Annotated in this window: 9 protein-coding genes; 3 read left to right on the plus strand and 6 right to left on the minus strand. The window is 69.3% G+C overall.

The window, feature by feature from the left end; genetic code table 11:
* Positions 1-111: 111 nt before the first annotated feature.
* Positions 112-690 (plus strand): hypothetical protein, encoded by a 579-nt coding sequence (locus ACTMTI_RS24420; protein WP_441122822.1) that lies wholly within the window; start codon positions 112-114, stop codon positions 688-690.
* A gap of 1,007 nt (positions 691-1,697) precedes the next feature.
* Here the strand turns inward: ACTMTI_RS24420 and ACTMTI_RS24425 are convergent.
* Together ACTMTI_RS24425 and ACTMTI_RS24430 are read right to left on the minus strand one after the other, a co-directional pair.
* Positions 1,698-2,177, minus strand: a complete 480-nt coding sequence (locus ACTMTI_RS24425; protein WP_441122823.1) for a hypothetical protein — start codon at positions 2,175-2,177, stop codon at positions 1,698-1,700.
* Between the two features lie 802 nt (positions 2,178-2,979).
* Complete coding sequence (locus ACTMTI_RS24430) at positions 2,980-6,195, minus strand: AfsR/SARP family transcriptional regulator (protein ID WP_441122824.1); 3,216 nt, start codon at positions 6,193-6,195, stop codon at positions 2,980-2,982.
* Positions 6,196-6,848: 653 nt separating this feature from the next.
* Between ACTMTI_RS24430 and ACTMTI_RS24435 the strand changes: the two genes are divergently transcribed.
* Entirely contained in the window at positions 6,849-7,220 is a 372-nt protein-coding gene (locus ACTMTI_RS24435) for a hypothetical protein (protein WP_441122825.1), read from the plus strand.
* A 338-nt stretch (positions 7,221-7,558) separates the two neighbouring features.
* Positions 7,559-8,008: a hypothetical protein gene (locus tag ACTMTI_RS24440; protein ID WP_441122826.1), complete on the plus strand. Its 450-nt coding sequence runs from the start codon at positions 7,559-7,561 to the stop codon at positions 8,006-8,008.
* A 511-nt stretch (positions 8,009-8,519) separates the two neighbouring features.
* Here the strand turns inward: ACTMTI_RS24440 and ACTMTI_RS24445 are convergent.
* The 4 genes from ACTMTI_RS24445 to ACTMTI_RS24460 are packed head-to-tail and all read right to left on the minus strand — an operon-like array spanning position 8,520 to position 13,187.
* Positions 8,520-8,969, minus strand: a complete 450-nt coding sequence (locus ACTMTI_RS24445) for a hypothetical protein (protein ID WP_441122827.1) — start codon at positions 8,967-8,969, stop codon at positions 8,520-8,522.
* Between the two features lie 18 nt (positions 8,970-8,987).
* Positions 8,988-10,685 (minus strand): CHAT domain-containing protein, encoded by a 1,698-nt coding sequence (locus tag ACTMTI_RS24450; RefSeq protein WP_441122828.1) that lies wholly within the window; start codon positions 10,683-10,685, stop codon positions 8,988-8,990.
* Entirely contained in the window at positions 10,682-11,959 is a 1,278-nt protein-coding gene (locus tag ACTMTI_RS24455; RefSeq protein WP_441122829.1) for a hypothetical protein, read from the minus strand. The genes ACTMTI_RS24450 and ACTMTI_RS24455 overlap by 4 nt, the downstream gene beginning before the upstream one ends.
* On the minus strand, positions 11,946-13,187 hold the full coding sequence (locus tag ACTMTI_RS24460) for a protein phosphatase 2C domain-containing protein (protein ID WP_441122830.1): 1,242 nt from the start codon (positions 13,185-13,187) through the stop codon (positions 11,946-11,948). Before ACTMTI_RS24460 ends, ACTMTI_RS24455 begins: the two co-directional genes overlap by 14 nt.

Raw genomic sequence — 13,187 nt, forward strand, 5'->3', positions numbered from 1 at the left:
TCCGATCCTCCCAGTTCAAGGGCACTTTTCTTATGTGAACGATCAGGCTGGCTCAAATTCGCCGTGAAAGCCGCAGGCTAGTCGCGACAGCAGTAGAGAGAGGATTTCATCATGAGAAAACCGTTGATCCTGGCGGCTGCCGCTACTGTCGCCGCTACCGCGATCGGCCTTTCCCTCGTGGCTGCGGCGCAGGCCGACACTGCGACCTCGAAGGGCGCGATCGAGCACATGTCGCTGATGTCCCAGAGGCAGACTCCGGTGGATCACCTGCCCGAGTTCATCTCCTCCGGGACCGAGGTCGGTGAACTGGTCGCCCCGGCCACGACTCGGCGACTTGGTTCCGCCGGCGCCGGCACGTACTGGTCCGGGACCGATGCCAACGGTGAGCTCTGCCTGATCACGGTCATCGGTGACACGGCGGCCGACTTTGTCGCCGGCGCTTCGTGCGCGGCGCCGTCCGATTTCCCCAAAAAGGGGATAGGCCTACAGGTGGCCGGCCCACCCGGCGCAAGTGAGGCCTATCTCCTGCCGGATGGCGTGCCCGCCTCTCGACTGGGCGACGGGTACACCGTGGTGTCACCCAACCTGGTGCTGTCCGATCCCGGTGCGGAGCCGAACGGGCCTCGAAGCGTTGCCGGCACGAGCGGGACTTTCGTGCTCTCCGACCTGGCACCCACCCCGGTGCGATGAAGGCCTCCGAGATAAGGAATCAGGCCATGCCCATCCGCAAAAGGTCTCTGTACCTCATTCTGGCCCTCCTCGTATCGGTTCCGGCATTCGTCGCCACGACCGGGACCGCGCACGCCGCTCTCATCACGTACTGCAACCGGGACATAGCCCAGGGCGTGCAATGTGGTAGCGCTTCCTACCTATCGCTCACGGGAGGCACGGTCGAGTCGGGAACATGGACGACCGTGTACCTATATTCCGACTCGAACGTCACGAACGCGTCATATAGCTCGAAGGGTTCTTCTGGGCATACCACGATGACGCATCCACGGCTCAGCCCGGCGTACAGCACATGCAAGTGGACCGGCATCAGTGGAACCGCACACATCAACTGCAAGTACCGCAACTAACGTTCCCGGCCACGCCCAAGATCGGTAGAGCGCCGGCGCGTCCCTCAGTCGATCCCGGCGCGTGTCGCCGTCGCCTCACGATCGGCGCGAGCTGCGGCGTCATGGTCGCCGACGGCTGCGTGCAGGCGGCTGAGCCGGTCCAGTGCACGTGCCACGTTCACCGGGTCGCTCATGCCACGGGCCAGGTCCAGCGCCTGTTCGGCAGGGCGGATCCCGCCGTGCAGGTCGCTCGCTTCGCCGAGGTGCGGATCCGACAGCGCGAGCAGGTTCTCACCTGCATGAGCCCGTCGTTGTGCCCACGCGCGGCTTCCAGGCCACCGGACAGCGATCTAGGGAGAGCCTGGCCGGGAAGAGGGTCTTGCTGCCGAGGGCCGGCTCCCCGCAGATCTCGTCCAGCCGAGGTCGGCGGCCTGCTCGACGGCGGCTGGCAGCGATGGGCCCTCCGCCGCCAGCAGGGACAGCGGATCAGCCGACGGCGGGAAGGTGACGGTCACGGCCACGGCTGGTACGACCTCGAGGCCGTTGTCGCCGAGTACCCGTCGTACCGGCGCCGGCTCACCGGCCGGGTGGAAGACGGACGTCCCGGCGTCACACCGTGACGACGGCGGCCAAGCCCGGTCAGCGGAAGTGCCTCACCCCGGCGGCGTGGAGCACCCAGTTCGTCGGCCGGTTGTCGGGATACCACTTGGCCGGAATGATCGACTTCATGACGCTGGCACTCTCCGGCCAATCGAAGGCGCAATAGGCGATCGCGCTCCTGTGTGACGTACGGCAGTACCGGTAGTAGTCCGTGTTCCCCACCTTCCACTGCACCCGGACCGCTCCCAGCGCTCCGTCGATCGGGCACATGTCGCGCAGGAACACCTTGTCGTCGCTATGCCGCACCACCGCGATGACGTGCACCGCACAGGTCGGCCTCTCATGGACGGCGGGATAGGTCACCTCGGTCCTGTGGTCCAGGTCGCCCGGCGCTGAGGTCGCCCGCGTCGCCTCCTTGGAGACCACGTTGTCCGCGGCGATCGCCGGCGGGCTCTCGGCGATCATCAGGACTGCGGCGGTGGCCGCGACGGCGGGCGTGATCGCCCAGCGTCGGCTCATCCTGCGGAGGGCAAGGGTATGAGACATGGTTCGACGAACCTTCCATGGTCTTCGGCGTCCCCGCAGACCTTCTGGCGCCGCGCTCGGCCGACCTGGCCCCGCACAGTACAGGCCGGCGGTATACCGCCGGCATACGTTCGGAATGCGTAACCGGCCGTGGCCGAGCCGTCTGTCACCGCCGTACTTCCTGGCAACTCCCTACATATCGGCTTCGCTCGTCGCTCGTCAGACTGCCCGGCCTTCCGCGCTCGTGGATCCCCGCTCTCCCTGGACAGGAAGGAACGGCGTGAAGTCGATACGACGCAAACCCCTGATGGTCGCGGCCGTCCTTGCGGCGGCCGCGACCGCTTTCAGCGGCCCGGTGCTCGCCACGACCCATCGGCCTCGGCGGGTCCTCAGGCCGATGCCGGCGCGCTCTACATGTACGCGGTACGCGCCCCGCTCGGCAGTGCCACCCAAGACCGGCTGCTGCGCAGCTTCGACGTACTGGAACACCACCTCTACGTACTCGGTGACGCGGCCACCGGCTAACTAGCTGCGCGTGTTGATCCACGACCGCGATCCGCTTTTCACCGCCGCGTTGGCAGAAGCGTTCCAGGCCGAAGGGCTGCGGACCCTCACCACGCCGCATGACCCCAGCTCGGGCGCCAGAACTCAATATTCGAGCGGCACAGCATTCGGCCCTTAGGGGTTTCGATGATGAGTACCGGCTGCGTGAGCGGGTCGGGTGCGGAACTATGGCCGCCGACCGTCAGATGGCGGTCGTTCACGGCAACGTGTCGCCGAAGAGCCTGGCTGCCCTTCACCCGAGCCGGGCGTCCAGCGTTCTCATGCCATTCTCGTGCGAGATCCCACGGAACAGTTCGCGGGCCTCTTCCCAGACGGCCCTGGCCGTGCGGTGGTCGCCGGCGGCGCCGTGGGCGTCGCCGAGGGCGCGGAGCGCCCGCGCCAGGTAGGGGATCGAGCCGCGGGTTCGCCAGACCCGGACCGAGCGTTCGAGGGTGGCGATGGCGGCGGGCAGGTCTCCTTCCGCCAGATTCAACTGCCCGAGAACGCTGAGCGCGTCGGCGAGATAATGGCCGAAGTTGCCGTCCTCGCTGTGGGCCAGCGTCAGTTCGGCGGTCGCCCTGGCCCGCTCGTCCCCGACCGCGACGAACAGCTTCGAGAGGTAGAGCAGCGAGAACGTCTCCAGATAGCGGTAGTTCAACCGCCGTGCCATTCCCAGGGACCTCTCCAGCAGTTCCTGGCCGCCCGTGATGTCACCGCAGAACGATTTCGCCGCGCCGAGGAACTGGGTGATCGTCGTGGTGTAGTGAGCGTTGCCGAGCGCTTCGGCGACCTTCGTCGCCTGCTCCAGGACCGTGAGCGCCCCTTGAGGGTCGTCCTCGCCGTAGATGATCGCCATCACGTGATAGGCCCGCGCCTGGCCGCCGAGGTAGTCCGCGTCGGCGGCCGTCCGCAGAGCGCGCTCCGCCAGGGCGAGCGCTTGTGCACTACCGTTCCCGTCGGCCGTCATGCTCCAGGCCAGGGTGGCCAAGGCGTCGGCTATTCCGACCGGATCGTTCAGCATGGTGAACAGGTCGAGGAGCTGCGAAGCGCCGGCCCGCATCCGTGTCATCGCCGGTCCGGGGCCCGGCGGTGAGCTCCAGGTGGTGACCTCCAGGAGGCCGCGCATCAGCACGGCCTCGCCGCGCTTGTCGCCGGTCTCACGGCAGAGCGCGAGCGCCTGCTCGTGCATGCGCTGCCAGCCGTCATACAAGCCGCGCACGTTGAGGTACGTCTCGGTGGACCCCGCGAGATCCCATGCGAGTTGGGTCAGGCGCGCCTCGCACGCTTGGGCGACCCCCGCCATCAGCGCGGAGTGCTCTGCGCCGAACCAGGCCATCGGGTCGGCCAGCAGCGGGCCGGAGAGCGCCGCAGGCAGCCGCCAGCGCGGCGCGCAGCTGTGCATGGGTGCGTAGCAGGGGCCCGGGACGTGCTCCGCCGCGACCTCCGCCAGCGCCAGCCACGCACCCAGGGCCCGCTGGAGCGCGGCCTGGCGCTCGGGTTCGGAATCTTCGCGCTGCGCCCGCTCACGCGCGTACAACCGGATCAGGTCGTGGAACCGATACCTGAGCCTGCCCGTCTCGTCCGTCCCGGTGAGGTTCAGCAGATGAGCGTCGACCAGGGTTTCGATCTCGCGTTCCGCCTGCCGCACCGGCACGTCCAGGAGGGCCGCCACCGCCCAGGAGGCGAAATCGGGCGCGTCGAGCAGCCCGGCCAGCCGGAAGGCCCGCTGCGCGCCCGCGGGAAGCGTCCGGTAGCTCATCTCGAATCCCGCGCGGATGTCGAGGTCGCCCGCCACCAGTTCGTCCAGCCGATGCCGTTCCTCCCCGAGGACGCCGGCGAGGTGGGACAGACTCCACTGCCTTCTGCCGAGAAGCCTGGCCGCCGAGATGCGGACCGCCAGCGGGACCCGGCCGCACAGCCGGGTGATCTCCAGAGCCGCGTCCGGGTCGTCCTGGACGCGTTCGTCGCCGACGATCCTTCTCAGCAGGCCCATGGCCTGGGCCGACGGCAGCACGTCGAGTTCCAGCAGGCTCGCGCCCTCGAGACCGACCAGCCGGACACGTCCGGTGAGGAGCACCGCCGTGCCGGGAGCCCCGGGCAGGAGCGGCCGCACCTGCTCCTCCCCGGCGACATTGTCGAGCAGGATGAGAATTCTGCGTCGGGCCAGGCAGCTCCGGTAGAACGCCACGCGTTCTTCCAGGGATTCGGGTATGCCGGTGGCGCTGATGCCCAGCGCGAACAGGAACCGGCTGAGCACATCCTCTGGGCGGGCAGGGTCGGCGGAGGCGCCGCGCAGGTCCGCATAGAGCTGACCGTCGGGAAAGCGACCCGCGATCCGGTGCGCGACGTGCACGGCGAGCGTGGTCTTACCCAGGCCCCCCAGACCCGCGATGCTGGCCATGGCGACGGTGCCCGGCCGTGGCTCGGTGAGGACCTCGGTGAGGTCTGCCACCTCGTCGTCCCTGCCCGTGAAATCCGCGATGTCCGGCGGCAACTCGGCGGGGGTGGGGGCCGCTTGAGGTTCAGGCATCGGGGCCGTGGCCTGGACGGGACGGTCGGCGGACAGGACACGCACGTGCGCGTGCTGCACTTTCTCGCTCGGCTCGATGCCCAGTTCCCCCGACAGGCGCGCAGCAAGTTCACGGTAGCCCCGAGGGGCCTCCGCCGGCCTGTACGGGCTCGGCCCCACAGGGGAGCCCGTGATCGTCGCCATGACGCGAGGAACGAGGTCGAGTGAGGGGTCCTGAGTGAGGATTCTCTGATACATGTCGTGCAGTTCTTCGGCCGGGTCCAGCCCGGTCTCCTCGATCAGGGTCTTGCGGGCACGCGTGTATTCGGCGAGCGCGTCCGCCCGCCGGCCACAGCGGTACAGCGCCAGCATCAGCTGCGCGCGCAGCCGCTCCCGCAGTGGATACTCGCTGGTGAGCGCGGTCAGCTCGCCCAACAACCCGGCGTGGCGTCCCAGCCTCAGGTCCACGGCGATCCGCGACTGCAGGACCGACAGGCGGACCTCGTCCAGCCGCGCGGCCTCCGCGGCCAGCATCGGGACATCGGTCATGCCGACGAACGCGGGCCCGCGCCAGAGACTCAGCGCCTCGTGCAGGCGGTGGGTCGCCTCCTCCGGCTCACCGGCAGCCTCCACCGCCTGCCCTGAGCCGGCCAGGTTCTCGAACCTCGCCGCATCCAGCTCGTCCCCGACCACCGGCACCAGATAGCCGGAGCCCTGCCGCACGACGCGAGCCGGGTCGCCCAGGTGCCGCCGGAGCCGGTGGACGTAGGTCTGCACATTCTTGGTGGCGCTCTTCGGAGGGGTGTCCTCCCACAGCGCCACGGCCAGTTGATCTTCCGAAACAGGCTTACCCGCTTGGCACAGCAGAACCGCTAACAGCACCCGCGCCTTAGGGGTGCCAAGATCGAGCTGCTCACCCTCTCGCCACACCGTCAGTGGACCTAGTATCCCAAACTTCATCGTGCCCCCTTGGCTGTACGCACTGTAACCTGGACGGCCTGTTTCGGTGATCCACTGGGTGAAGAAACGATTGCGAACTCTTCTCGCCCGGCCCTCGATCCCCCGACGGCATCAGTGTCGAACGCGCCTGGTCTGAGATAACCGCGAGCGGCTATGGCGTCGATCGGTCAGGTGAGGGGGCCCGCTGAGCCTTGCTCATCGGGACGGCGACGGCCCCCTCTGCGCAGTGAGGGCTCATCGGCTCGTGGCGTGTCCGCCTTCGAAGACCGATCGGCCGGCACGGCGGCGTGACGGATTGAACGCTGCGGAGGTCATCCCTAGACCGAAGGCCATCACCCGCCACGTCGATGACTACGCCGCCCACGCCCGGCTTCCCCGGGAGTCCTGAAACTTGACACCAACGTCCAGAAGCTCGTGACCAAAGATCGTTAGGCTCCTCGGAAGACCGGGAAAGCTCGGCGACCACGGGGATATTCCCGACGTATTCCAAGCTGCCACCGGCGTACGCAAGGATCCAACCAGGAGTTGTGAGCAACGGCCGCACGGGCGCCTGTTGTCGCGACGGCCGACATTGCCGCTCATATCAGAACTCACAAATCGGCTTAGATTAATTCGCCAGCAAAATGATCTGGTTCGGAAGGGACAGAAAGCCCATGAACAAGCTGGCCAAATTCGCCGCGGTAGGCCTTGGCGCCGTGGTTGCGAGCATCGTTCTCGCGCAACCGGCCTTCGCAGTGAATTTCATCCGAGACATCGGCGACGGGACCGTTCGGTACACCGACGACACCAATCAGATATGCCTCCAGGCGGACAACACCTTTGGGACCGCCTGGGTGGAAGTGGCCGTGTCCCGCCAGGGCGGGGACGGATCACCCATCGTCATCAGGGACGACAACGTCGATCATCCGGGCGCCACCTGCAGGGTCCTCAACGTTCCGGAGAACGTCACCTACCAGGGCGAATACCGGAGCTACTGGGAAGGGCGGGGCACCCCAATACGTGGGGTATTCCTCTTCACTACCTGACCGACCCGGCAAGGCGGACTCCCCGTCCACCACCCGCACGGCATCGGGGGAGTCCGTATCCGACAAGGCACGTCGGCCGGCAGTAGATCACCGCGCCGCAACCAGCGACACACGTGCAGCACCGAGGTGACTTGCTTGACGGCATGTTTGTGCCGAGACTGTGCCGCTGGCTCTGACGGGACTGTCAAGATTTCCGTACGGTCCCTGACCGAGTCTCGACCGCATTGTTAAAGGCCGCTTGATTTGAGTGATTGCGGCTTATGTTCGTGCCTCGCCCGTCTTGATCCACCAGGATGACGAGATCTCGCATGTCCGCCCCCGATCGCAAAGGATTTTCCATGAACAAATATATGAAGGTCGCCCTCGTGGCAATGGTCGCCACAGGATCCTTGCTCGTCGGAGCACTGCCGGCACAGGCCGCCAACCGCGACAACTGCCGCGGACTCGTCTCCAGCATCTACACGAGCGGCTCTGCCGTCGTCGCCTCGTACGTTGTCATATGCGACCGGATCCAGGACCGCATCATCGTCTCGGCAGACGTCAACCGCCACACCATCCCGATGAAAACCGCGCGCAGTCTGAAGACCTGTGACAACACCAGGAGGTGTAGCGTCCAACCACGGATTTTCAATCCCACCGGCAGGCAGTTGTTCTCCGGAGCGGTCTTTGCTGCGACCGCCAGGCGAGGGAGCTACATCGCAGGATGCGGGTATGTAGAAAGCGTGCTGAGCGGGGGCCTGAGCCTGGACGCGATCATGCCCTGCAGATCCTCGGACGAGTTTCACTGATGCCGGTCTGAATGAAGGCGAGGATCTCTGGCCACCAGGTCTCGATCGTGGTGGCCAGGCGTTCCAGCTCGGGCAGCCGGGGTTCGCTGCCGCTTGCCCACGTGAAGGTCGAATTTTCGGGTCAGTCAGGACCCTGGGCCGCAGTCGCCAAAGGCTCGTCCTTCAGTGCCACGCCGTGTAAACGCTTCCACCCGTTCCGAGGCGTCGCTCCGGCCCGCTTGGAAGGCACCGAAGAGGGTTGGCCGGAGTCATTTCTGGCCGGGCGGGCCGAGGAGATCCGTACGAACCGCAGGCGACGCTCGGGCCGCCCTGGGCGAAGGACCATCGGATGGCGCTGGCGGCCACAGTCATGGCCGCGCCTGACGCGGCCCGTCGATGTCGCCTTCGACCTGCACGCTCATCGCGTCGTTCCGTCGTTCCGGCGGACCGTGCGGGTCCGTCCAAGGATCACCCGCCCGACGCCCTGACCGCGGGCCCGCCCGGGTGGCGCTCCGCCGGCCGGGCCGAATGCTCACCCGTCCTCGGCCTGCCATTTCTGCAGCGCCGGGACCCAGCGCAACACGGTGCCATCGGGGATCGCACTGATCCTCTCCGAGAGGGCGCACATCTCCCGGGCCACGGCCTCGCCCGCCTCCATGGCCGCGGTGTCGAAGACGAAGGTGACCCGGGTGGTCCGATCCGCGATCGCCGCCTCCTCCTCCGGTCCGCCCCGGCCGAGCGGCAGTACGCGCCGGAGCAGGCCCCACAGTCGTTCGCCCGCCGATTCCCCGGTCTTCTCCGCCAGCACCCCGAGCATGGCGCCCAGGGCGCTGCTCACCAGGACCACGATCTCGGGGTCGACGCCCATGGGCGGAGGCAGCTCGTCCACGTCGAAGCCGAGCGCTTCGGCCGCCGCGGCGAAGTCGTCGGCCTCCGCCGCCGACAGCCGCTCGAAATCGATATAAAGCACTACATATTCCATTCATCCTCCGTGGTCGGGTCAGCGTCCCGTGTATCCGAACGCAGCCCAGTAGACGGGCTCCGCGTAGCGAATCTCCGCGTCTCGCCGGCCGGCGAACGTCGCGGACGCCCGGCGGTTGGCCAGGCCGGGGTAGCGGGGGGCGATCTCGGCGCCGTTCGCGCCGCGCAGCCAGCACTGCGCCATGGTCAGCGCCCGTGCGGGCGACCGGCCCATGGCGAGGAAGTCGTGGAAGCGGTTGAGGAGCAGCATCGCGGCGCGCTCGTTGACCTGCCACTGCGCGGCGACGACCCCGGCAGCGCCGGCCTGGATCAGCGCTGCCGGCAGGCCGACCGCCTCGTTCGGTGCCGTGGCGCCCGTGAACTGGCTCTCGCAGGCCGCCAGAACCACCAACTGCGGCCGGCCCGGTGGGCGGCCCATCAGGGTTCCCACCGACAGGCGTCCGTCCATCAGCTCCAAGCCGCCGAGCAGCGGATCGGCCGGTTCGGCTTGACCATGGCCGAAGAACTGGACCAGGTCGGCGTCCGCGAGGCGGTCGAGCACCTGAGCGCGGGAGGCATCGCTGAGCGGGTGCGCGGCCGGACCGTACCGCTCGGCCAGGGTGGCTGCCTCCTTATGGGCGTACCGCAGCTTGCGCTGTCCGGGTGCCTCGGTGGCGTCCACCACGAGCACCCGTGGTGCGGGGCCGATGGTCAGCGGGCGGCCGAGACCGGCGCGCGCGTTGGGCAGGCTCCGGACCACGAGCGGTTCCCGCGCCGGGTCAGCGATGGTGGCCTCCAGCAGCGCGGCGTTGAAGGGCAGGTTGTCCAGCCCGCCCACCGGCACCAGGGCGATCTCGGGATCCCCGCGCAGAGCGCACACCAGCGGGCCGAGCCTGGCCGTGAGCAGCCGGACCCCTGCGGCCAGCGTGGCGGGCACCGGATTCGGCTGCCGCTGGGCGGCGAACTCGTCGCTCAGGCGCAGTGCGGGCAGCCGTACGAACTGCGGCTCGCCGTGGTCGCGGACGATGAGGGCGTAGCCCGACTCATCGGCGGAGGCGAGGTAGACGACAGGCGCCTGGCTGGCCACCTGCTGGATCATTGCGTAGGCCGGGATCTCCAGCGGGTCCGCTGGACCCGTTATCGCAGCGCTCGCCCGCCGCACCCGGGTGACCTCCGCCGAGGCGTGTTCGAGGTCGAAGGGGACTCCCGTGGCGTAGGCGCGGCCCTGTCTGATCAGGGATGCGCCGGCCGGGCCGCCTCCCCGGTGGAGGCGCCGGTAGGCGTCCGCGCGCAGCCGGATCGCCCGCTCGTGCGCGGTGATGAGATCGTCGCGGCCGGCCGCCCGCAGAGCCGTCCGGGTGAGCGGGTCTAGGCCGCCGATCATGCGGGTCAGCACGACGGCGCGGGAGAGCTCGACGACCGCCACCGCGTCGCGGCCCTGCTCGTCCGCCGCCAGGAGGTGACCCGCCTCAGCGGCCGCGTGCTCGGCCCGGCCGAGCACCCCGTACTGGTCGATCAGCAGGCCACGGCGCCGGGCCTCCCTGGCGGCGGTCATCACGCGCATCCGGTGCGCCTCCGCCAGCTCCGCCCGCGTGCCGTGCTGCCGGGCCCAGGCCTCGAACGTGTCGGCGACGGCGGTCAGGTCGGTGAGACCGCTGGAGAGCCCGGCCGCGAACGCGGCCCGGGCCAGCTCGGCGACAGAGCCGGACCGGCGGCCGCCGAGCCACGTGAGCCTCACTCGATCTCCGCCCGGATGACGGCGTTTTCGAGCAGCAGCGCCCTGGCGCCGGCCTCGATGGGCGGGCCGAGACGGACCAGCCGGTTGAGGATCGTCCTGGACTCGTCGAGGTCGCGCAGGCCGTCCTCCATGTACGGGGCCCGCGCCTGCAACGCAGAGGCGAGCTGGAGCTCGACGGGGTGGCGGAGCTCGGCCGGCAGGCCGACACGTCGATCCAGGGCCCGCCGGATCAGCCCGACACCTTCCATCAAGTCCTTCTCCTCGCCCAGCTCCGCTGCCCGGCACAGGAACTGGCCGTGCATCGCCAGCTCCTGCGCCCAAATGGGCGTCCCCGGCTTCGTGTAGGCGATCGCGGCCAGCCGCTCCCGCTTGACGCCTTGGCAGAGCTCGCGCAACGCACGTTCGGCGGCCACCTCGCCGGCCGTGTCACCGGCCTTCGACGCCTGGATCCAGGTCTCATGCATGCGCCGCAGCTGGAACGCCAGGTGGCAGGCACGGTGTCCGTGCAGCTTGGCCCTGCCATTCGGCACCCTGGGGTTCTCCTTGACCACCTCGGTCAGCAAGGCGATCGCCTGGGCGTACCGCCGGTCGTCCCTGCTGCGCTCGGCCATGCTGCTCTCGGCGTTGACCAGGTCGTCGGCGGCCGAGAGCGCGATCACCGGGTCCAGCGCGGGGTCGGTGAGCGCCGCCCGCAGCAGCGGCAGCGCCTCCTGCACCCGGTCCGAGTCGTCCTCCCGCAAGGCGAGCATCATCACCGCACGTGCCCGGTTGAGCGCCCTGACGGTGGCGGGCGCCTTCGGTGCGTCGGACTGGGCCCGGGTGGCGTCATCCAGCAACCTGCCATCCTTCAGGGAGTCGACCGCCAGAGGCTGGAGCACCTGCATCTCGGTGGCCTTCGGGCGTTGCCGGGCGTAGATTGGCGCGGCGACCAGCCCGACCAGGACCGCGGCGGCAAGGGCCCACTGCCACTCCGCGCCGAACGCCCCGAGCAGCACGCCCGTCATGAGCGCAGGTTGCAGCGCCCAGCAGAGCACGACCACCCAGAGCCGGCCGGCTCTCGTGAGACGCGCCGCCCACGTCGATCGAGCCACCAGGAAGAGGTTGAGCGCGAGCGCGCCGGTCAGCGCGGCGGCGCCGATGCCGGCGTAGGCGAGGCTGCCCGAGATGAACAGCAGGATCGCGCCATAGACCACGAACAGCGCCGGCAAGCCGGCCGCCAAGAGCAGGGCGAGGCGCCGCCATCGTCCATCGGAGCTCGCCTCACCCCGTGCCATCGTCGGCCTCGCCGGGGCCCTGCCCTGCCGAGGGCGCTGCCGAGGACTCGGTCGAGGGCGGTGCCGCCGTACGCCAGACGACGACGGCGGTCCGATCATCGTGCGAGCCCTGCCTGCGGTACCGGAGGGTGTCGCCCATCGCGAATGGCCACTGGGGAACCCGCCAGCGGCCCGCCAGCCAGCTCCGCAACGCGGCGGAATTGCGCAGGTCGTTGGCGAGACCATCGGTGCCGAGCACCACGATCTCCGCGAGTCCCAGCTCAGCCGTCTCCACCTGCTCGGGCCGCTCACCCGGCAGGGTCGCGCTCACCACGTTGATGAATCCGGACTCGACCGGGAACACCTCGGCGAACTCCCCGCCGGCCAGCGTGAAGCCTGCCACGTCGCCGATCCGCGCGAGCTCACACCCACGGGCGGAGAGAACCGCGACCGCGCCCACGCAGGCCGCCTCCCTGGCCTCGATCCGGTACGCCTCGGTGAGCACCCGAGCCGTCCGGACACTCGCCTCTGCCAGCAGCAGCGCCGCGGTGACGGGAGAGCCGTCCGCGGACTCCGCCTCGGCGGCCGCTATCAGCACCGACTCGGTGAACAGGTGCGCACCGAGCTGTGACGCCTGCCGGGAGCCGAGGCCGTCGGCGATCGCCACGTACAGCGCTCCCGAACGGCCCAGCATCACGTTGTAGGCGTCTTGCCGTGGTTGTCCGCCGTGCATATGACCCGCACCCATGATGGACGCCGCCGCGACGTGGAAGATCCCGGCCGTCGTCCCGTCGACGGCGACCGCCGGTGGGCGCAGTCGGCAGCCGGTCCCGAGCACGCCAAGGCTCGCCGCGCTCACCCGTCCGATGGCCGGGGCGTCCGTGGGAAGGTCGGCCGGCGCGTCGCGCACCTCGGCCGGCGCGTTGCGCACCTCGGCCGGCGCGTTGCGCACCTCGGCCGGCGCGTTGCGCACCTCGGCCGGCGCGTTGCGCACCTCGGCCGGCGCGTTGCGCACCTCGGCCGGCGCGTTGCGCACCTCGGCCGGCGCGTTGCGCACCTCGGCCGGCGCGTCGCCCGGCTCGGGCGGGGCCGGCCGCGCCTGGGGGACCGGCTCGTGGACAAGCGGCTCGTCGCCAGCTGGTGTGCCGAGCTCTTCGACGGGCTCGGGCAGGCAAGGAGCGGCAGCCCGACCGTTCCCGGCCGGGCGTGGGAGTTCCGTGCCTGGCCACAGTCTCTTCAGAAACTTCAT

This window comes from Nonomuraea sp. H19, assembly GCF_052068215.1.
In the GTDB taxonomy this organism is placed as follows: domain Bacteria; phylum Actinomycetota; class Actinomycetes; order Streptosporangiales; family Streptosporangiaceae; genus Nonomuraea.